The organism is Fluviispira multicolorata, from assembly GCF_009208585.1.
Classification (GTDB): domain Bacteria; phylum Bdellovibrionota_B; class Oligoflexia; order Silvanigrellales; family Silvanigrellaceae; genus Silvanigrella; species Silvanigrella multicolorata.
Map to the genome: position 1 here is coordinate 586,462 of NZ_WFLN01000004.1, position 23,535 is coordinate 609,996.

General features: G+C 28.6%; 9 protein-coding genes. 5 read left to right on the forward strand and 4 right to left on the reverse strand.

The features are described 5' to 3' along the window. The first annotated feature begins 177 nt into the window (after positions 1-177). From aqpZ to GCL57_RS02670, 4 genes are all read left to right on the forward strand, one after another. Positions 178-906 carry an aquaporin Z gene (gene aqpZ, locus GCL57_RS02655; RefSeq protein WP_152211712.1) on the forward strand — a complete coding sequence of 243 codons (729 nt, stop codon included), beginning with the start codon at positions 178-180 and terminating at the stop codon, positions 904-906. A 105-nt stretch (positions 907-1,011) separates the two neighbouring features. Continuing rightward, a complete protein-coding gene (locus tag GCL57_RS02660; protein ID WP_161597559.1) occupies positions 1,012-1,755 on the forward strand; it encodes a response regulator in 744 nt (247 codons plus the stop codon). Between the two features lie 12 nt (positions 1,756-1,767). Beyond that, positions 1,768-3,822, forward strand: coding sequence for a tetratricopeptide repeat protein (locus tag GCL57_RS02665; protein WP_152211714.1), 2,055 nt, complete (start codon positions 1,768-1,770; stop codon positions 3,820-3,822). A 63-nt stretch (positions 3,823-3,885) separates the two neighbouring features. After that, positions 3,886-6,519, forward strand: coding sequence for a PAS domain S-box protein (locus GCL57_RS02670; RefSeq protein ID WP_152211715.1), 2,634 nt, complete (start codon positions 3,886-3,888; stop codon positions 6,517-6,519). 5 nt (positions 6,520-6,524) lie between these two features. Here the strand turns inward: GCL57_RS02670 and GCL57_RS02675 are convergent, their stop codons facing one another. Then, positions 6,525-7,724, reverse strand: coding sequence for an MFS transporter (locus tag GCL57_RS02675; protein ID WP_152211716.1), 1,200 nt, complete (start codon positions 7,722-7,724; stop codon positions 6,525-6,527). Positions 7,725-7,889: 165 nt separating this feature from the next. On the opposite strand from GCL57_RS02675, the gene GCL57_RS14730 reads away from it, so the two are divergent. Continuing rightward, positions 7,890-8,048, forward strand: a complete 159-nt coding sequence (locus GCL57_RS14730; protein WP_161597560.1) for a hypothetical protein — start codon at positions 7,890-7,892, stop codon at positions 8,046-8,048. Positions 8,049-8,105: 57 nt separating this feature from the next. Here GCL57_RS14730 and GCL57_RS02680 read toward each other — a convergent pair whose 3' ends face one another. The 3 genes from GCL57_RS02680 to GCL57_RS02690 all read right to left on the reverse strand — a co-directional run bounded on the left by GCL57_RS02680 (position 8,106) and on the right by GCL57_RS02690 (position 23,287). After that, the gene (locus GCL57_RS02680) at positions 8,106-8,315 is read right to left on the reverse strand and encodes a cytochrome b/b6 domain-containing protein (RefSeq protein ID WP_161597561.1); all 210 of its coding nucleotides are present in this window, start codon (positions 8,313-8,315) and stop codon (positions 8,106-8,108) included. A 37-nt stretch (positions 8,316-8,352) separates the two neighbouring features. Further along, the gene (locus GCL57_RS02685) at positions 8,353-9,915 is read right to left on the reverse strand and encodes an SGNH/GDSL hydrolase family protein (protein ID WP_152211718.1); all 1,563 of its coding nucleotides are present in this window, start codon (positions 9,913-9,915) and stop codon (positions 8,353-8,355) included. 142 nt (positions 9,916-10,057) lie between these two features. Next, positions 10,058-23,287 (reverse strand): non-ribosomal peptide synthetase, encoded by a 13,230-nt coding sequence (locus tag GCL57_RS02690; RefSeq protein WP_152211719.1) that lies wholly within the window; start codon positions 23,285-23,287, stop codon positions 10,058-10,060. Between the last annotated feature and the right edge of the window lie 248 nt (positions 23,288-23,535).

Here is a 23,535-nt window from a genome sequence, read left to right on the forward strand (position 1 = left end):
TTACAGATATCAAAATTATGGCAACATTCTGAAAAAAAGTTCAAAAAAAGATTTAAAAAGAAATAATGGAGTGATTTTAAATTCTAAAATATCCGGAATAAGTTAATATTATAAATGCTAAATCATCTACTCTGAGTCTGAATTCGCTTTTTTTAAACAGGATTGGAGTTTCTTTATATGGCTAATTCAATTGATCTTAAAAAACTGTTCGCCGAATTTATTGGTACTTTCTGGCTTGTTTTAGGAGGTTGTGGGAGCGCCGTTTTAGCTGCTGGATTTCCTCAACTTGGGATTGGGTTTGTTGGAGTTTCATTTGCTTTTGGATTAACAGTTCTGACCATGGCTTATTCAATTGGAGCAATTTCAGGATGTCATTTAAACCCAGCCGTATCATTAGGTTTAGCTGTTGCCGGAAAATTTAGTTGGAAAGATTTTCCCTATTACGTCATTGCACAAGTATTGGGAGCCGTCATTGCAAGTGCTATCTTATGCATCATTGTGAGTGGTAAGGCTGATTTTGTAAATATAGGTGACTTTGCAAGTAATGGCTTTGGTGAGCATTCCCCTGGAAAATTCTCTTTTCTATCCGGCTTTATAACTGAAATTGTTATGACAGCGATTTTTTTATTTGTTATTCTTTCCTCTACTGATGCCAAAGCACCCGCTGGTTTTGCCCCAATTGCCATAGGCTTATGTTTAACCCTTATTCATCTTATTTCCATTCCTGTAACAAATACATCAGTGAATCCTGCTCGTAGTACAGGTCCTGCTCTTTTTGTCGGTGGTTGGGCAATTGAACAACTTTGGCTGTTTTGGGTCGCACCTTTTTTAGGTGCTGCATTAGGTGCTGTTACTTATAAATTTATTTTTAGCATTTCTTTTAAAAAACCAGTTAAGGGTAAATAAATATTTCTATTAATGTCAAAAAAAATGTACTTTAAATAATACTCTACTTTTTTTGTTAATCTATTATTATAATTATAGACTAAAATGAAATTTGAGGATATTTTAATGAAAGCAAATAGTTTAAAAGCACTCATAGTAGAAGATCAAGAAAACTTTCGGAACACGGTTGCCGAAATGCTTAATTTCTTAGGTTTTGAAACATCGACAGCAGAAGATGGTCAAAAAGGGATTGAAAAATCAAACTCATGTAAATTTGACTTGATTATTTCTGATATACGTATGCCAAACAAAGATGGTCGCTGGTTTCTGAATGAGGTACGCAAAGTCAATAAAAATTATCCTCCATTTATATTTATGTCTGGATACGCAGATTTCGCTGTTTGTGACGCTTATCAGGAAGGAGCTGATGCTTTTATATCAAAACCCCCAATTCCTGAAAAACTAGAACATATCGTAACAATATTATGTTCTCCTCATTCAAAAAGATGGTCTAAAGCTTCTAGTAATATAAATCAAAAGCATAACAATAATATTTTAAAAAAGTTTTCTAATTCAGTAGACGATCCAGGATTTCATCAAGTTATTGTTGGGCGCGGAGGAATTTTTTTACAAATTGAAGATTACGAATTTGAATTAGATGAAATAGTTTCCTTTGATTTAAATTTTTCAAGTGGTCCTATTGCTTTTTTAAAAGGAAATGGTCGAGTTGTATGGAAAATTGAAGAAGATTATGGTGTTCCAAGTAAGCACGGTATTTTTTTTGAATATTTAGAGCCAAAAACTTCCGAAATTTTTTTAAATTATTTAGCTAAAAAAGATTTCGTCGCAGTTATTCCTAATGGAAAATAAAAAGGTATTTTTATGTCAAATATATCTATACTGAATAAAGAGAAATGTAGAATTTTTTTACTTGAAAAGGGCGATACTCTGCGGCAAATGTATGCAGATGCATTTAAGCGTGCAGAATATCAACTAATTACCCCCTTTTCTGAAAAAGAAGAATTGACTGATAAATTAAAAAATGAATATGTTGATTGGTGTGTTTTAAGCCTCGATTCTTTTCGAGGTTTAAATTTAACAGAAATACTTGAGAATTTATTTTCTAGTTCAAACAACTCAGACTTACTTATCTCTTTTATTAATGATAAAGTTGATGATAATTTATTACCTATTTTATTTGAATCAGGTATTTTCTGTAACTTTGAAAAATCCTATACCATTGCCCCGTTTGAAGAGCAACTTTCTTTTTTATTAAAATATGTTCACTTATATAAGGGAGACTTTACTCTCATATCTGCTGAATACATTCGTTCTTCTTTAAAACGAAGAAAATTTTATGGATCTTTACTTGATTTTGAAGATGCATTACAAGAAGTTTATCCTGGTAATCATTTACTTCTTATAAAGCTTTGTGAAGCTCAGTGTTTAAATTCAAAATACGGCGCAGCAGTGAGTTCTTTAGCTCAAGCAGAGTTTATCGAACCTAAAAGTAAACCTGCAGCGGATCTTCTTCGGAAAAAATATTTAAAGCTTATGCAAGAAGATAACGTAGCCATTGCAAATAATATTTTAGGAATTAAAGACTGCTTAATTATTGATCCTGATACTGATATTCATCATAATGTAATTGAGAATTTAAGCAAACTTGGAATAAGTGAATGTCAATGTTTCGAGAATGGTGATTTAGCTTATAAATATCTTGAAACTAATATAGAACCGAAATTAATAATAATGGAATGGAAAATTCCTATTATTTCTGGTGTGGCTTTAATTCAAAGAATACGAACTAAGCTTGGCTTTAATCAATGTATGATAATGATTATTAGTTCCCTTATAAAGAAACATGATCTCTCACTTTTGCAAGAAATGGGAGTTGATGCTGTGCTTGAAAAGCCTTTTGATGCTTCACAATTAGCAAAAGAATTAATTGGTATTATCCATCATTCACTCAAACCATCTGAACAGCGTTCTCTTGAAAGAAAAATTCGTCTTTTTCTTGCAAATAATAAAACTGGAGAAGCGGAAAGGATGATTGCTGAGTATGTAAATATTCCAGAAATTTCTAATGGAGCTAAACTTCAGATACGTGCTGAATATGAATATTCATTAAACCGTTTCGACGATGCTCTTAACCATGGCCTTGAAGCCTTAAAGCTATGCGGTAAGTCAGTTATATTGCTGACTTTGCTTGGAAAATGTTTTTTAAAAATAAAAGATTTTAAAAATGCCTCCTCTGCTTTTAAAAATGCTCATGAACTTTCACCTTATAATGTTGATAGAATGCTTACTTTAATAAGCCTATATATTGAAGATGGAAGCCTTGAAAAAGCTACTGAAATTTTACAAAAAGTTAAAACAGTGGATGAAAAACGACAAGATGTCATTGAAATTGAATGCAGATTGGCAATTGAAAAATCAGAGACGAGTTCTGCTACAAAATTATTCCAGATGCTTGACTCTTTAAGTGGGATTGTAGGAATGATAAATAACGACGCTGTTTCAAGAATTCATTCAGGGAAATATGAACAAGGTATAAAGCTTTATCATCAAGCTCTTAAAAGCTTGCCCGAAGATTCAATTGAGTACTGTGCAATTGTTAACTATAATTTAGGACTTGCATATGCACGCTATGGGGATCTTGATCAATGTTTAAATACATTAATAAAGATCAATCCACCGAGTACTATAAAAATACATCAAAAATATTTATCGCTTCAAGAAAAAGTAAGAACTAGTATTAATAATGGGACAAAATTAGAATTTCAAGAAATGGCTGTTAAAAAAGTGGAATCCGTTCCTGCGGAAGATAAAGTAACTTATACTTTTGAAGAAATAATTAAAAAATTTGGAATCAAAAAAGGTTTACGCTGTTGCTATAAAATTTATTATCGATCAGAAGATGTCATGAAATTATAATAAAAAACTCTAGATTCTAATTTAAGAATTGAATGAAAAACTCTTATAAAAAAGGGTTTACAAATGAAAATCCGTAAACAATTAATACCTGAGCAAAAAGAACAGGTTGAATTAAAATACATCGATCCAATCGAGAGAAATCAATATATTAATTTTTTTGAAATATCACTTGATCTTTATTGTACTATAGATGCAAATAAAAATTTTAACCAAATAAATCCAAGTTTTATCAAATTTCTAGGTTTTACAGAAAAAGAGATTTTGACTAAATCTTTTATTGATTTTATTCACCCAGATGATATTTCTAGTACATTAAAGGAAATCAAAAATCTTTCAAACAATACACCTTGTACTTATTTTGAAAATCGATACAAAAGTAAAGATGGAAATTATAAAAATATTTCTTGGATGTTTCAATATGACTTACATTCCAATATGCTATTTACAACTGGACGAGATATAACTAGCTTAAAAAATTATGAAAAAAAAAGTCAAAAAATTTTTAATACAATAACAAAATTGGCAATGATTATTTTTATAAATGCAAAAGGAATGATTATTGATGTTAATGACTCCTTTTGTAAAGTCAGCGGTTACACAAAAGATGAACTTCTTGGAAAAAATTATCACTCATTAAATTCAAATTTTCATTCAGAATTATTTTTTAATGAAGAGTTTGAAAAACATATTGAGGATCAGTTTTTAACAACTGAAACAAAGATCTTAGCAAAAGATGGTACAAAATATTTTTGTACCTCTTTTATTACGCCATTGTCTGATCTAGAGAGTACAATTAATTGTTTTATGATCATTAGTTTTGACATAACAGAGTATAAACAGATTGAACAAACATTTATAGAAGGCCAAAAAATCTCAAAAATTGGAAGTTGGAAATTTGATTTTAAAACTCAAAATCTTATTGCTACCGATGAGTATTATAGAATTTTTGAACTTGATCTAACTAATAAAAATAAAATTGAAAAAAAACTTTATAAGACAATACAAAAAAGAATACATCCTGATGATCTTATTAAATTTAATAAAATTTTTGAAAAACCAGAAAAGTCAGAAAAGTTAGATGATTATTTTACATTTACGTATAGACTTATATCTAAAGATAATGGATATTATAAACATATAAGAGATGTAGTGAAAATAATTAAAAATCAATTAGGTGTACCATATATGTTAAGTGGTACGAGTCAAGATTTAACTGAAATAGTAAAAATTCAGGAAGAAAATCGTTACATACTTGATGCTATCGGAATTGGAGTCTGGAAATATAACCCAGTTAATCAAAATTTAATTTGGGATAATTCTATGTATAAATTATATGAAATGGATCCACTAAACTTCAGTTGCCATTATCAAGCTTGGGAAAGTTCATTGTCATCTGACGCAAAAGATAAAGCAATCAATGAGCTTTCCCAAGCCTTAAGTGGAGAAAAAGAATTTAATACAACTTTTGAGATCACTACTAAATCTAATCAAAAAAAATATATTGGTGCAAAGGGAATCGTCATACGTAACAATAAAGATGATCCTATTATGATGTATGGTATCAATTGGGATCGTTCAAAGGAAGTTGCAAATAAACAACAAATTGAGTATCAACGAATTTTACTTGAATCTGTTTTAAATAATATTCCAAATATGGTTTATGTAAAAGATTATCAAGATAATAGGATTATAATTCTTTTTAATAAAGCAGGTGAAGAACTTTTAGGTATAAATGCACAAAGCATAATTGGGAAAAATGAAAATACTTTTGTTTCTAAATATAAATTAAATATTTTTTCTAAAAGACATAATGAAGCATTTGAGAAAAATAAAACTATTATAATTGATAAAGAACTCTTAGATACCCCTAATGGGAAAAGATATCTTAGAACATATATGATACCAACTTTTACTTTTGATAAAAAGCCAGATCTCCTTATAGTGATATCAACAGATATTACCGAAGAATTAGAAATGTCTAAAAAGCTTGATATAGAAAAAAGTAAAACTATTCAAAACTCAAAGCTTGCTTCTTTAGGAGAAATGTCAGCTGGAATTGCTCATGAGATCAACAGTCCTTTAGGTGTTATATCGCTGTCAGTTGAATTGTTAAAAAAAGCGAAAAATAATCCTATTAAATTTAGAGAAAGATGCGATAATATTGAAAAATCAATACAAAAAATTTCAAAAATTATAGATGGGCTTCGAAAGTTTTCTCGAATCACAGCTAAGACCATACATAAAGAAATATTCATTGCTGATATTATAAATGAGGCTCTTATAATTGCTGAAAGTAGGGCTCGATTTCATTTTTGCAATATTACAATCAATTTACAGCCATCTACAAAAATTAGATGCAATGTGCTTGAAATTGAACAAGTCATTATTAATCTTATAAATAATGGAATTGATGCAGTTAAAAATTTAGAAGAAAAATGGATCAAAATTAATGCCTTTGAAAACTCTGAAAATTGTGTGTTACAAATAATTGATTCTGGTTCGGGCATATCAATGGAAATAGAACAAAAATTATTCCAACCATTTTTTACTACAAAACCTTTTGGAGAAGGGACAGGTCTTGGTCTTTCTATTTCAAAAAGTATTCTATTAGAACATAACGCAACAATTATGATTAATAGAGATTTCACAAACACTTGTTTTGAAGTCTTGTTTCCACTTTGCCTTAAAAAAGATTAATATTTCTAAAATATTAATCTTTTTTTAAATCTCCATATAATTAACATAATCATACCTGTAAATGCAAAAGAAGCAGAAACTATAAAGGCAATTGGAGAGCCATATTTAGTCATTAGAAATCCCATTAGAAAACTTGCTGGAAGTGCGGCAAGTCCTAAAATAAGTTGCAATGCACCAAAACCAGTACCTCTCTTTTCAGCTGGGAGTAAATCACTGAGTAATGCTTTTTCAATCCCTTCAGTAAATCCATAAAACATGCCATAGAGTAATATAGAAATTATAAATAAATCTTTAGATAAAGAAAGACCTATACAAACATAAGAAAGTCCGTAAATAAACCATCCTATTGCTAAAAACCGTATTCTACCAAATTTGTCAGATAGTTTTCCTATTGGTATTGTCAATAATGCAGCTATCAAATTAAAAAATATAAAAATTATAAGAATCTGTTGGAATGAAAAACCAATTTCTTTTGCTTTTAAAATTAAAAAAGCATCGCTTGAATTAGCTAGAGTAAAAACAAAAACAATTGCTAAATATGTGCGTATTTCTTTGGGAATTGAAAAGGAAATATAAGATTTTGATTTTATGACTCTCGGAACATTTTTAACCCAAAAAATCAGCAGACACAATGAAATAATAGCAAATGGAATTGAAATATAAACAATATTTTTAAATGTATCCAAATCAAATTGACTGCTGCCAACTCCACAAATTAAAACGACACATAATCCAGTAACAGCACCAAGAGTGTCTAAGAATCTTGTAATGCCAAATACATGTCCTGCCGATTTAGATATGGCTGCCGCATCAGCAATCATGGCATCACGGGGAGCAGTGCGAAGACCTTTACCTATACGATCAAGTATTCGAGCTAAAGCAAAAAAAATAGGTAAATAAATTACAAGTAATGCAAGTCGAGAAAAAAATGAAGAAACGTATCCTATAATAACTAATGGCTTTCTTGAAGTCATTTTATCAGATAACCATCCTGAAAATCCTTTTAAAAATATACCTAGAGTCTCTGCAACTCCTTCAATAATACCAACAAATAGTGGTGACATTCCTAAACTCGCAGTAAGTAATAATGGGAGAGTTCTTGAAATTGCTTCGCTTGAACAATCATTGAAAAAAGATACCCATCCTAATTTTGTTGCAGTGGATGTTTCTTTAATATTGGCTTGAATCTGTTTCTTATTTTCCATAATTTTTTCCTGATATCCTTATATTGAAAGTTTTCTCCAGTCAAAACTTCGCTCTGAAATTATTGATAAAAATAACTTCTTACTACGAAAATATAAAAGAATTATGAGGACGTTCTTTCATGAGTGCTTCTTAGAAAAATATAAACTATTTTGAAGCAGGATTTTATGATACATTCTGAATTTGAAAAACCAATATCATTAGAAAAATTTCAATTACAACATAATCCTACATTACGCATTGCAATTGTTGGAGCTGGTATCGGTGGATCAATTTTTACAGGAACAAGTCGACAGATGCATTCTTATCGAGTTAAAATACCTTAAGGTTTATTTCTTTTTCGATATTGAAATCCACTGAACATAGCTTGAGTTAGAGGGTATTTATTTTTTACTTCGTGATAGATAAACATAAAAATATGCAATGAATGTATGATAATTATAGATAATTTCTTTCCAATTTTCATATTCTTTTAAAAAATTTTTTAGCCAAATAGTAAGCATTAAACTAAAAACACTTAAAGCATTAATCCAATGTAAAATTCTAAGAAAAGGATCATAAACATTTTTTGCAATCAGATTTCTTTCTTCCACATTTTGAGGTACTCCAATAAAATATTTTAAATTAAAGTTAAATTTCACCTTTTAGGCAGTATTCTCTATACTCATCTATATTCTTCGTTGATTTTTTAATTATTCCTAATTCTTCTAGTTTTGTTTGAATAACATAACTTATCCAGCAGTGACTAAAACTTGTTGGATGTGGAGAATCCCAAAAAATTGTGTTTTTAATAACTTCATTGTTTGTATTTCTACAAATGTACTGTAAAGAATTTTTATACATACTTTCATTTGTGATAGATGCTAGTATAGAAATTTTTGTATAGCTACCTGTATAACATTGATTTTGTATAAATTTTCCACCACTCTCTTTTATTGAAATATTTGAATCTAAAATAGAAAAACCATAATTAAACTCTTTGTTATCTAAAAAATTTTTATTATTAATATAATTGTCAAACATTTTTGAGATATCAAAATGAATTAAATTAATTTTACTCTTAAGCTTTACTTTCAATTTATCAATTTCTTCTATCAATGTTAAATTATGATTATAAATAAGAGAAGATAATTTTTCTGAATATTCTTCTCTATCTTTTATTTCATTATTATATTTACTGTATTTTGCTGATAATACAGCTGGAGATTTTCCAAGATCTGGAATATTTAGAACAAGGAAATTGTATGCGCCTTTACGATTTAAGGACATAATTTGAGAAATAATATTATTAATAGTTTTTTTTAATATTGCATTAATTTTTTTATCATTATTTTTTTCTTTTAAAAAGAGATCAGTGATTTTTTTAAATTCAAATTCAGCTACGTAATCATTAGCCCCAATCCAAATAATATATAAGGTTTCTTTAGGATTAAATATTTTTCTTGTTTTTGTTTTATAAGAATTAATAGTTAAATAATTATTTAAATAATCAGATATTTCAAGGCGTGAGCTTCCTGAAACAAGCTTTGCTACTTTTGCATCGACTCGATCACTTAAACTTTTAATTAGAATTTCATTCGCACCAGCAGTTTTTGCACCCCCATAAGCAAAATTTAATATTGGAATTTCCGATGCCTTTGCAAAATAGTCATTCCAAATAAATCCATTGGAAAAACGACCATACCAATATGGATAATAAGGAATTACTTTTGTCCATTTTTTTAAATTGCCTGTGTCTGACAGACTGTCTCCAAATATTACGATTTGCTTAATTTTTGAATCTTTAGAATTGTCTTTTATAAAACGAATAGGGTATTCATATGCGTGAAAATTTGATTTAGATGCTTTAAAATCATATAATTTAAAACTTTTTTTGCTGGGCCAAAGAAGCAAACCCTTTTCAATAGCTCTTTCACATCCATTCACAATGTCATTGCGCGATAAAATTTTTTCAATAAAAAAACCGTCTTTAATAATACCGGCAAGTGTAAGTTTATCTAAAGATTTCTGATTGAGCGCCCAATAATAATTTGAACTTGCACCTATGTATACTTTACTTGGTTCCATGAGAGAAGGATTTTCACTATTTTCATCTGTTATGGTATCGTAATAGTAACAAGCAACAAAATATTCCTCTGCAAATGCAGAAATTGGCAAAAAAACAAATGTCATTATTAAAACAAAATACTTCATAATTTAGTATTCTATATAATGAATGAAAATTTTGTCAAATAGTCGTCTGTTTTAAAAAATGACATTTTAGATTACTCAAAAATGTCATAGGAATATTATTTCATTTTAATCGTAACTTTTATATTTTTCTCATAATATTAAGCTATATTATAAAATTATTCATTTCATCGATAATGAACTTTTCTTCTTGTATAATTGTCAAATGAGTTGCCGTATTTGCATGAACAATTTTAAACTGATTTTTATTCAAAAGGATACTTGGGATATTATTTTCTTTTAAATTTAATAAATACTCTAAATATAACTCTAATTTTTTATTTCCAGAGTTTCCTTTATTTTTCATTGCTTTAAAAAGGAGAATTTTTGAAAATTTTAGGGTTGAACTTATTTTTTGATCTAAGAATTTATTTTCAATCTCATAGTTCTCTATTACTTTATCAAAGTCTTTCTTTATAAATTCATGCTCTGCATATTTCATAAAGACATCTAAACTAAGTTTATTTTCTATAATATATTCATCATAACAAAATGAGTCTAGTAAATAAACAAATATATTTTTTTCTCCTCTTTTTTCTAAAATACTTGCAATTTCGAGAGAAATATATCCACCTAATGACCAACCGAATAAATGATATGTTTTTTGTTTACTTTTTTCCATTATTTCTTCAATTTTACTAAGATAATACTCGGCTAATACATAAATATCTTCAATTTTATATTCATGATGAATATTGAAGTAGTCAACTCCGTAACAATGAAAATCATTGTGCATTGCTTTTGCCAATTCGGTATACACTTCACAACCAGCTCTCGCAGGATGCACCATAAAAAGATCGGGTTTATGAAAAGAATTATTTAATTGAACTATAGCTTGATAACCCTCTTTTTCAACGATCTTTTGTTCCAATAATTTTTGATTAGCATTATTTAGAAGATAAAAATCAATACAATGTGCAATGTTTTCTTGCAAAGACTCTTGAAAGAAATAAGCTAAATTTTCTGTTATTTCTTTACTAAATCGTGTTTCTATTAAAAAATTAAGACAACCATCTATTATGCCACTATTCGCAGTTATGAGGTTATTTTTTAAATCAAACGAATGCATAGAAAGACCACTTGATTCATTTACAATTTGCCAATTGCTTTGATTCTTCAACTGTAAATGAGAGTTATTAAATTGCCCGAGGTAGTTAAAGCTTATATATGGCAATTCATTTGGTTCATAATTATACAATGCTCCAAAACCAATCCCTTTATTTGGAATTTTTCTTAGATTTTCTTTTATATCTTTAATTTGTTTACCAAGATCTTCATTTGCTTCAAAATATGCAGGATACATAGCTGTAAACCAGCCAACAGTTTTTGTTACATCATAGCTGCAATCAAGTTCTTCTCTTCCATGTCCTTCAAGCAAAATATGATGAGTGGAGTTACCCGTTAATTTTTTTAGCGCACTGATGAAACTAGAAAGTAAAATATCATTTATTTGAGTTTTGTAAGTTTTATGGCAATCAATAAGTAATTTTTGTGTAAATTCTTGATTTAAATTTATCTCCTTTTTATTTTTGCTACCTTCTGGAGATAAACATTTTATTATATCTTTTTTTAGTGTCAAAGATATATCTTTAAATTTAGACAGGACTTCGTCCCAATAATTTTTTTCACTCAGATGGGAAGTTGCATATCCTTCTATATTTTGAAACCATTGTCGGTAACTTGTTCCTTTTTTTCCTAAACTCTTATTTTCATATAATGATTGTAAATCTTCAGTAATAATGCGCCAACTCACAGAATCAACAAGCAAATGATGAAGTGCAACAAATATTCTTGCGCTTTTGTCATGAAAGCCTTTTACATAAGCAAAAGAATAAAGAGGGCCTTTTTCAAGGCAAAAATTATTTTGCCAGCTTGTATAAATTTCATCTAGTTTAGAAATAAACTCCTTGCTACCCTCTTTTTCTTGAATTGTTTTTATATCTAAGAATTTAATATCTATTAAAGGTGCATTGATATCATAATATTGAGTCCACTCATTTTCATATTTTTTGTAACGGAGTCTAAAGGAATCGTGTTGCTCAACTAGATTGTTGATTGACTCCTTCAATTTTTCAAAATTAATTTCTGGAGTTTTTATTAAAAAAGAATGGTTCCAATGTTCAGGTTTCATAAAATCATTAGAAAAGAACCATTTTTGAATTGGCATTAAAGGAACAGGACCAGAAAGTTTTCCTTGCTCACTCTTTTTAATATGCAATCCAATTTTAGAATTATTTTCAATAAATCTAGCGATTTTAGAAACGTTTTTATAATTAAAAATATCTTTTACACTAATTTCAACACCCATTTTGTTGCGCATACAAACGACAACTTGAATGCTCATAATACTGTCGCCACCTAGGCTAAAGAAGTTGTCTTGTATACCAACAGAATTTGTTGGCAATCCTAAAATTTCTTCCCAAATAGCACAAATACCTTTTTCGAGTTCATTTCTTGGCGCAAGATGATTTTCATTGCTTTGGAATACAGGGTCAGGAAGAGCTTTTTTATCAAGCTTTCCGTTCACGTTTAAAGGCAACTCGATAAGATGAACAAAATAACTTGGTACCATATATTCTGGAAGTTTTTCAGATAAGTGATGCTTCAGTTCTTCTTCAGCAATTTTATTTTCTGAAATATAGTAACAGATTAAAGTTTTATTGTGACTAGAAGAACTGCTCTTATGTTCAAATTCTTTTGCTATAGCGACTGCTTGTTTAATATTTTTGATCCCCAAAAGAGCGCTTTCTATTTCTCCAAGTTCTATACGAAAGCCTCGAATTTTAACTTGGGAGTCATTACGTCCTATATATTCTAGTTCACCATTGGGTAATAATTTAACCAAATCTCCTGTTTTGTAAATGCGTGCATTACTTTCACAGATTTCATCTTCTTTTGTTTGAAAAGGATTGCTAAAAAATCTATCTAAAGTTAAATCATCCCTATTTAAATAGCCTCGACTGACCCCTACACCACCAACATAAAGTTCTCCAACGGCTCCAATGGGTAGAATATTTAAATGAGGATCTAATACGTACCCTCTGTCATTTGCGACAAGGGTTCCAACCCAGTTTACTTGTTCAGCGCTTTTATATTTGTGAGTATAACAGATCACTGTTGTTTCTGTTGGCCCATAAGCATTCACCACTTTTGTATTTTTATTTAAGTAAGCATTTAATATCTGTTTATTTGTTTTATCTCCAGCAACAAGAAGTAGTTCTAAGTCTAACAAATTATCTTTATCCAAAAGGGAGGGGGGGAGCATTGCAACTTGGATTTCATTTGTATTGATATATTTTGATAATAAATAAATATCTTTACGCGTATCATTATTTGATAAGTATAAACAATGTCCATGAAAAATACTTGCACTTAATTCCCATACATGGGCATCAAAAACATAGTTTGCAAATGACAAGCATTTGATTAATTTATCTCCAAATTCTTGAGAAATAAACTTTCTTTGGCTTTCTATGAGATTCACAACACTATTGTGTTCAACTAAAACGCCTTTTGGCTTGCCTGTTGTTCCTGAAGTATAAATAATATAGGCAAGATGATGACTTTTTGCTTGTGAGTTAACATTATCATTCTTTTGTAAAAATATGTCTTGTTCTGTTTTCTTAGAATCTACGAAAACAATTTTTAAATCATGCAAAGGACTATTAATCTCATTAATCAAGTTAATTTTGTCATTTAGCAGCATATCTTTATATATGTCATTTGCGAGTAACACTTTTGCTTTTGTATCTTGTAGAATATATTCCATTCTTTCTTTTGGAAATTCAGGATCAATTGGAATATATGCTCCTCCTGCTTTTAAAACAGCGAGAATGCCAATTAACATATGTTCATTTCGTCCTAAGCAAAGAGCAACAAATGTATCAGGTTGTATTATAAAGTTTTCCCTTAAATAATTTGCTAGCTGATTAGCTTTTTGGTTTAGCTCTCCATATGTAAGTTTATTTTTTTCGCTCACAAGTGCAATATGAAAAGGTGTTCTTTCCACTTGTTCTTCAAAAATTTGAGAAATCGTCTTATTTTTTTGATAAAAAACAGCGGGAGTTTTCCAAGCAGAAGATATTTTTTCTAAATGTTCATCTGGCAAATAATTTATTTGCTTTAAACAAAATTCTTTATTCAAATCTTTGCCATTTAACAAACAGAATTCTTTTAATATTTTATTATATACAGCCAAGTAATTATTTATTGTTTCTTCATAAAATAGGCTTGTAGAGTAGTTAAAGCATACTAAAAAACTATCTATATTGTCATCAATAAAGAGACTCAAATCAAACTTTGCAGGACTGTATAAACTATTTAATATAAGGCTGCATTCCTGTATATTATTAAATAAATCAGACTCAAAGCTTTTAACTTGTTTTGCATTTAAAGTCTGCATACTAAATAATACTTGGAATAAAGGATGCTTACTTTGATCTCGAGTTGGTAAAATTTCTTCGACTAATTTTTCAAATGGCAAATCCTGATTTCTTTGAGCCTCAATAACTTCATTTCCTATCCCTTTAATAAAATCTATCAAACTTATTTCAGGCTCTATGACTGCACGCAAAGCAAAGGTATTTACAAAGAATCCTATTAAATCTGCAATCTGATTGTAATGGCGATTTGAAATAGGAGAACCTACGATAATATCCTTCTGTCCGCTAAAACAACTTAGCATTAAATAGTAGGCAGAAAGAAAAAGACTATAAAGAGATACATCTAGTTTTTTTGCAAGAGTTTTTAATTCATTTGATAAAGCATGGTCAATTTCAAAATAAACATTTCTGCCTTCATAACTCACTTGGAGTGGTCTTTGTTTATCAGTATGAAGATCCAATGTTTCATATCCCGTGAATTTATTTTTCCAATATTCTAATTGCATTTTTAGAATATTGTTTTTAAGATAATCTTTCTGCCAATAAGAAAAGTCCTTATATTGAATATTTAATTGTGGTACTTTCTCTTTTAAATTCAGATTATCGATTTTATTTTCATAGTACTGGTATAATGTAGAAAGTTCCCTTAGAAAGATTTCAACAGACCAGCCATCAAATGCAATATGATGAACAATAATATTTAAATAGTGATCTTGATTGCCCTTTTTATTGGCTATTGTATATAAGGAAATACGAATAGGGATTTCTTGACTTAGATCATAAATATAATTCATTTCTTTTTTTAATATACTTTTAAACTCTTCTTTTGATTTACATTCAAATTTATTGACATGAAATAAATACTCACCTTCTGTAAGGGGAATTTGATAAGCTATGCCCTGAGAAGTCTCTTTAATCACTGTTCTTAAAATTTCGTGCCTTGAAATAATTTCTTGTAAAGAGCGACTTAACGAAACAAAATTTATATTAGAGTTAAGTAGGTAAAGCATTGGGACATTATAGCTATTCATGCCTTCGCTTAATTTTTCTATAAACCACAAACGTTCTTGAGCAAAAGAAAGACTTTGCTCTTCAATATTAATATTATTAAGCTTTTTTATCTCAACCTTTTTTACTCTAGTGTGTTCTGAATTTTTTAATATACTATTTATATTTTTAAATTCTAGTACATCTTGCAAAGAAATATCAATTTCTATCTTTTTATTAATTTGATTCACAAGTTTAATTGCAGAAATACTATTGCCACCCAAGCTAAAAAAATCATTTTGAATTCCAACAGTTCCCTCTTTCAGTGACAAAATATTTTCCCAAATAGAGCAAATATTTTTTTCAAATTCATTTCGTGGAGCTATATAGTTGTTTTTCTCTTGAAATTCAGGTTCAGGCAGAGCTTTGTGATTAAGTTTACCATTAGCAGTCAGTGGCATGTCTTCCAAATGAATAAAAGCGCTTGGTATCATGTAATCAGGAAGTTTTGTTGATAAATAATGAATAATCTCTTCTTCATTAAGCTTATTTTTTGAAATATAGTAACATGCAATACTTTTATTTTGATTAGCAGAATTATGCGTATTTCTAAATTCTTTTGCGATAGCTATAACTTGCTTGATGTTTTGAAAACCTGTAAGGGTACTTTCAATTTCGCTAAGCTCTATGCGGTAACCTCGAATTTTGACTTGATTGTCATTGCGCCCCATATATTCAAGCTCACCATTTTCTAACCAACGAACCAAGTCACCTGTCTTATAGATTTTCTCATTGCCATTTATTTTTTTATCCTCTTCATTTTGGAATGGATTATCTATAAATTTTTCTATATTCAATAGCTGTTTATTTAAATATCCTTGAGCGATATTTATCCCACCGACATAAAGCTCTCCTACAGCTTGAATAGGCATTGGACTTAAATTTTTATCTAAAACATATATTTTAGACTGTTCAAATGCTTTACCAATGAATGATCTATTTGAGTTGAGCTCTAATTTAGAATGATCTAATGAATATTTTTTAACTGTCACTTCGCCTGTTTCGGTTGGACCATAGTAATTTAAAAATATTTTTTCCTTTTCCATAAATTGGTTTATTAATTTAGGCTCAAGGGATTCTCCGCTGAACATTATTTTATTTAAAGACTTTAGTTCATTTAAATTTACTTCTTCAGAAAATATTTTAAACTGTGATGGAACAAAGTGACAAATGCTTATGTTATTTTCTTTGATAGATTTTTCTAATTCATTTATATTGAAAACATTTTCAGTAATAAATAGTTTTGCACCAGAAATTAAAGTACAAAATATATCTGAAAATGAAACATCAAAAATAATATTTGTTTTAAATAGAAAAGAGTCATATTGATTCATTTCATTTTGTTTTATCATATATAAAATACGAATCACACAACTCTCGTGGCCCATCATGACTCCCTTAGGCTGCCCTGTGGTGCCGGAAGTATAAATGACATAGGCCAATTTATTTCTGCATAAATTTTCAGATAAATTACTTTTTTCTTGTTTTAAAACTTGCGAAACTATATTTATTGAATTAATAGGGATCGTTTTTGTCGGATAAATACTTTCAATACGGGCAGTATTTTCTTCATCTAAAAGCACAACACTGGGCTTTGCATCCTTTAAAATATATTGAATGCGATCAATTGGAAGATTTGGCTCAATTGGGACATAGGCTTTACCAAGTTTTAATATAGCGAGAATAGTAATAATCATTTGTTCACTGCGATTTAAACAAATTGCAATGAAGGGGCTCTCAATTATCTCATAGCTCATTTTTAAAAAATGAGCCAATTGATTTGCCTTTTCATTTAGAGCTTTGTAACTTATTTTTTCATCTTTATAAACAAGTGCTATATTATCTTTAAATGCAGAAGATTTTTCTTCAAATATTTCAATAATTGTTTTATTACATGAAATATAATTTGAGCTATAATTCCAAGTTTCTATTATTTTCTTATACTGATCACTATTTAGATAGCTAAGAGAATTTAATTCAATATTTGGAATATTAGAAATCTGTCCTAATATTTCTTTAACTATAGATAATAAGTTTTCTATAGTTGATGCACTAAATAGTTCACCCGCATATTTAAGTTTAAAACAGAGTGATAATCCTCGCTCATACGCAATTACGCTTAAAGGATAATCAAGTTTTTCAAAAATATCTTGCATTCTTACTTGAATTTTAATTCTATTCTCAAACTCTTTGGGTATCATATTCGGATAATTTTCAAAAACAAAAATGCTATCAAAAAGTCTTTTTCCATTTTTTTGGATGTCTGTAAGATTAATGTTACTTCTCGTATTTATCTCATTAATTTGCTCTTGAATTTCTTTAATACAATCTATTACTCTCTTATTATTAGAAGTTTCATGTTGGACAAAAAGAGGTAATGTATTAATAAAAAGACCGACTGAATTTTCGATTCCATCAACAGGCAGGTTTCTCCCTGAAACTGTTGTTCCAACTGTAGTTTGAGAACTGTTAGAATAAATGCTAAGCACCTTATGCCAAGCAAATTGCAGTAAAGCATTTAAATTAACAGAATGATTTTGGCAAATTTGCTTTAAGGATAGATACATATCGCCTTCAATGGAAAAGGAGCTTTCCATTGGAAGTTGAATAAAGCTATATTCAGTGCAAGATAAATTTTGAGCTTTTGCTTTATCAGATAATAAATTGCTTAAATCTAAGTTATCCTCAATTTGAGAAACATAATTTTTCCAATAATTTATATTTTCATTTTTATGCGCATTAAGATATTTTTGTGTCTCGCTATATGAGGTATCTGGTGTCGTATTAATAAGCTTATTATCTATTAAATTTAAATACACAGTATGAACATAATTTAGTAAAATAGAATTACTCCAGCCATCAAGAATAGCGTGATGATTGCTAAATACACAAGTATATTTATTTTCTTCGATTTTTACTAAATAAACGCGACTCAAATTACCTTCACTTAAATTAAATTTATGAGATCTATCTTTTTTTTGTAGCTCATTTAAAAAATTATTTTTTTCACTTTTATCCTGACATAAATCAATAAAACTCCATTGAAGGCTTGATTTTTTGTCAATAATTTGAACAATTTCTTCTTTCCATGCAAAACGCAAACGAAGATTCTCATACTTGTGTATAGCATGTTCCCATGCTGTTTTTAATTTTTCTACATCGATCTCGTTTTCATATTGCCAAACTATTTGTTCTATATAAGCTTCATCTTTTTCACCTTGTTTTAAAGAATGATACACAAAGCCCTGCTGCAAACTATTCGCTAAATAAACATTTTCAATTTCTTTATCTTTTTGCAAGAAGTCCAAATACTCTTGGCTAAGCACATGATCAATATCACTACTTGTTAAATAATTTCGGTTTAAATTTATAATATAATGAATATGTTCTTCAAGTGATTCGCTAAAATAGTGAGAGAGATTTTCTGCAATGCTTTTGCTAAAATGAGTGTCCAAAATAAAGAAAAGATTTTCTCCTAAAATTCCTCCATTTGCACTTATGAAATTATTATCTAAATTTGACGGATGAATTGCTGTACCACTCTCTTCGGCGGCAATTTGCCAAACGGATTTATCATTTATATTATCCAACTTACCTAAATAATTAAAGCTTATGCGAGGTAAGGTATCACTATTGTAACCATAAAAAGATCCATATCCAATTCCATTATTTGGAATATTTCTAAGTGTCTCTTTAGTTGCAACAATTTGTTGAGCAAAATCATTTTTTTTCTCAAGACGAACTGGATACATACATGTAAACCAGCCAACAGTCTTTGTGATATCAATATTTTGTTCGATTTCTTCTCGACCATGAGCTTCAAGTGCAACACAGTGAGTGGTGTTTCCTGTAAATTTTGAAAGCGCATCAGAAAAACTTGCGACTAAAATATCATTTACTTGAGTGTTAAATGCACTATGACATTCATTTAACAATTGTTTGGTCATATATTTTGATAATTTAAACTCTACCCGATTTCTTTCTTTATTTGAGGTAACAAAGTTAGAAAGGCTTTTATTTTGTGAAGAAGATATTTCTTTGAAATCTAAAATAACTTTATCCCAATATATTTTCTCATTTTTATGAGAAATATGATAATCTTGAATGGCACCTACCCATTGCCTATAGCTTGTTCCTTTTTTAGCTAAGCTTTTTCCTTCATATAAAGTTTGAAGATCTTCTGTAATTATACGCCAACTAACCGCATCAACGAGTAAATGATGGAGTGCAACAAATATTCTTGCACTGTCATTTTTAAATCCTTCCACATATCCAAAAGAGAAAAGAGGAAATTTTTCAAGTGAAAAGTTACTTTGCCAGCCTGTAAAAATATCGTTTATTTTATTTGAAAAACTATTACTTCCTTCTTCTTCATACAATGTTTTTACATCTAAAAAATTTATACTGTTGATTGGATACTCATTAGAATAACTTTGGCACCAATTATCATCTTTTTTAGTATAAACGAATCGGAAAGAATCATGTTGCTCAATTAATTTTTCAATAGACTTCTGTAATTTAGCAAAATCTAACTTCGGCGTTTTTATTAAAAAAGATTGATTCCAATGACTGCTTTTTGGAAATTCATTTTCAAAAAACCATTTTTGTATTGGCAATAACAATGACTCTCCTACTATTTGTCCTTGTTCACTCTTAATAGCTAATTCCTCTTTGCTATTTAAAGATTCATTTGATAAAAACTGTGCTATTTTTTCAATTCTCTTATATTTAAAAATATCTTTTACACTTAGAATAATTCCGTGTCTATGGCGTAATCGAGCCACAATTTGGATACAAATGATGCTGTCCCCACCAAGCTTAAAGAAATCATCTTGAATTCCAATAGTATTCTTTTCTACTCCTAAGACTTCCTCCCAAATGGTACATATATTTTCTTCAAGAATGTTCTTTGGTACTACATAGTTTTCTTTGCTTTTAAGTTCTACTTCTGGTAGTCTTTTTTTATCTACTTTTCCATTTGCATTTAATGGTAACTCAGAGAGACAAACAAAAAAGCTTGGAATCATATAATCAGGAAGTTTTTCTGACATATATTGGGCAAGCTCTTTATCAATAATATTGTGCTGAGATACATAGTAGCAAATTAAGGTTTTATTATGTGTAGAGTTTGTATTTTTTTGCTCAATATCTTTTGCAATAACGACTACTTGTTCAATATCTTGATATCCTAGTAATATATTTTCAATCTCACCAAGTTCAATACGAAATCCACGAATTTTAACTTGAAAATCATTACGCCCAATGTATTCAATATTTCCATCCGGTAAAAAACGAGCAAGATCACCTGTTTTATAAATATAAGAATTTTTTATAGATTCTAAATAGTTTTTTGGTTGAAAAGGATTATTTAAAAATCTTTCCGAAGTTAATTCTATTCTGTTTAAATAACCTCTGGCTAAATTTTCTCCTCCAATATACAATTCTCCAATGGCTCCTATTGGCATTGGTTTTAGACTTGTATCCAATATATAAATTTTGTTATTTATAATAGGCTTTCCTATAATATTTGCTTCTTCAGCACTATTATAGGTATAAATACTTGCTTCGACTGTTGCTTCTGTTGGGCCGTAAGCATTTAAAACTTTAATTTTATTTTTCAAATAGCAATCAAGAATCTCTTTATTTGTCTTGTCTCCTCCAACAACTAATATCTTTAATTTTAAAATATTTTCTTTGCTTAAAAGAACTGGTGGCAAAACAGCAAGATCAATTTTATGTGCAAGAATATAATCTGATAATAAATTAATATCTTTACGAATTTCGTCAGATAAAAGATGCAAACTATGCCCATGAAAAATACTCGCACATAATTCCCAGATATGTCCATCAAAGACATAGTTTGCATACCATAAGCAATTTATGTTTGAGTTACCTAAATAAGAAGAAACTATTTTAGCATTCTCATTTGCAAGATTAACAACTCCCTTTTGTTCAATTAAAACACCTTTTGGCTTACCTGTTGTTCCTGATGTATAAATAATATAAGCTAAATTATTTTCTGTTATTTCAACTATAGGATTTGAATCTTTTTGTGTACATAAAATCTCTTGTATTTCATCTGAATCTATCGAAATAATTTTTAATGCAGAGGAATCTCTTTTGTTAGAAACAATGTTTTCATTGATTGAATTTTCAATGCAATATTTTAACAAATTTTCTTTATGAATTTTATTTGTTAATAGTATTTTTGCATTTGTATCTTGCATTATATATTGAACTCTTTCTTTGGGAAACTCAGGATCAATAGGAACGTAAGCTCCTCCTGACTTTAAAGTTGCTAGGATCGCAATAAGCATATGCACATTGCGATCAAGTGCTAGAGCAATTAATGTCTCTGGCTTTATTTCAAAATTATCTATTAAATATTGAGCTAATTGATTTGATTTTTTATTTATCTCACGATAGCTGAAAGAATGACTTCCACAAACTAATACAGTATGAAAAGGAGTTCTTTCAACTTGCTCTTCAAATAGTTGGGGTATAGTTTTTTTGTTTGATAATTCAACCTTTGTATCATTCCAATTATTAATAATTTTTTCATAATCTTCTTCTAAAAATACATTATAGTTTTGAATTGGTTTAAGTAAAAATCCTAAGCTATGATCATTTAATAGATCATCCACTATTTCAGAGTATATATGTTGATAGTTTTTAGTGAAGTTTTTGATAAGATCATCGGAAATAATATCATTCTTATAATCTACTCTAAAATTAATCCCTTGACTTGTAGCTTCTAATTCAAAAATGAATTCATTTGTCAAAGCAATATTTGAATTTTCACTAATTGAAGATTTTATCCCATCAAGTTCAAGTAAAATATTTTGAAAATTTGCACTAGAAAATGTAGCTGAATTTAAATTCATTTTAGTATAATTAATAATATCATAAATGGGAAAATAGCTATATCTGATTTTCTCTTCTTTTAATGACTTAAAAAATAGCTTACATTGTAAAATAATATCTTCCACTGTAATATTATCTTGCAAATGAAATGGCAAAATATTTATGTTTACGTTTGCGCCAAATACAAGATCAATTCCTTCTTTAATAGCAATTGGGTAGGAAATGCAGAATCTTTCTTGCTTAGTGTATTTAAAAAGGGTAATCGCAAAAATTATCTTAGAAAAGAGATAAGGTGTTATAGCATATTTCTTTTTAATTTTGCTTACTTTTAAAAATACCTCCTTGTTCAAAGAAAATTTGATTTCACTAATACCAAAATACTCTTGGATAGTTTCTCTTTTTGAAAGTTTTTTCTTACATTTTAATGTAGGATCTTTTAAAAATGATATATCTAAAGATTCACAATCAAGTAGTTTTTTCTTCCAAAAATTTATATTATTTTCTTTGTTTTTTTCAAGCTCATCTCTTAAGCTGTGAGTGAGTTTTGCAATATTTTCATATTGATCAGAAAGACTCATACCAATAGAATAATTTTCATAATTATAATATTTAGAAATTTCAGAATATATTTGTTGAGTAGAGGCTCCATCAATCAAAGCATGGTGCTTAATATAAATAAATCTATATTTTTTTTCATCAATTTTAAATAATCCATATCTATATAGAGGACCACTTTCAAGATCAAATCCTTCTTCAATAAATTTTTTTACATCAGAAAAATTCGTAATATTTTCAAAATATGATAATTTTAAAATTTTATTATTCTTTACCCAATAGTATTCTCCATTATCTTCTTCAATGTGAGAGTTGAGAATATAACATTCTGATATTATTCTTTTTAATGCGATATTTAACCTTAAAATATCTAGCTCACCTTCTAAAACTTGATCTAAAACCATATGATAATCTGTGCGAGTTGGATCAAGTTTCCATTCAAAATAAAATGTTTTTTGAAATGGAGTAAGAAGTATCTTATTATTCATATTTTTTAATTCCTAATGTTTAGTATCCTTGAAAATTATTTTTAATGGATATTTTCTACATACTTTTATCTTCTCTAAGGAAAATGTTAAAGCATTTTTATTTATCAATCCTTATAAATCAGATGGAATTTAATTACAAGTAATTTAAATAATTATAATAAATAAAATAGAGAATTAAGAAATAATCAATTTGGTAAGTATAATTCAAAGTGAATTGGTAAGTAAAAATAACTGTTTCGTATAAATAT

Bases quoted from the DNA above. Each gene is read 5' to 3' on its own strand.
- GCL57_RS02665 (WP_152211714.1), top strand. From the start codon at position 1,768: ATGTCAAATATATCTATACTGAATAAAGAGAAATGTAGAATTTTTTTA.
- aqpZ (WP_152211712.1), top strand. From the start codon at position 178: ATGGCTAATTCAATTGATCTTAAAAAACTGTTCGCCGAATTTATTGGT.
- GCL57_RS02675 (WP_152211716.1), bottom strand. From the start codon at position 7,724: ATGGAAAATAAGAAACAGATTCAAGCCAATATTAAAGAAACATCCACT.
- GCL57_RS02690 (WP_152211719.1), bottom strand. From the start codon at position 23,287: ATGAATAATAAGATACTTCTTACTCCATTTCAAAAAACATTTTATTTT.
- GCL57_RS14730 (WP_161597560.1), top strand. From the start codon at position 7,890: ATGATACATTCTGAATTTGAAAAACCAATATCATTAGAAAAATTTCAA.
- GCL57_RS02660 (WP_161597559.1), top strand. From the start codon at position 1,012: ATGAAAGCAAATAGTTTAAAAGCACTCATAGTAGAAGATCAAGAAAAC.
- GCL57_RS02685 (WP_152211718.1), bottom strand. From the start codon at position 9,915: ATGAAGTATTTTGTTTTAATAATGACATTTGTTTTTTTGCCAATTTCT.
- GCL57_RS02670 (WP_152211715.1), top strand. From the start codon at position 3,886: ATGAAAATCCGTAAACAATTAATACCTGAGCAAAAAGAACAGGTTGAA.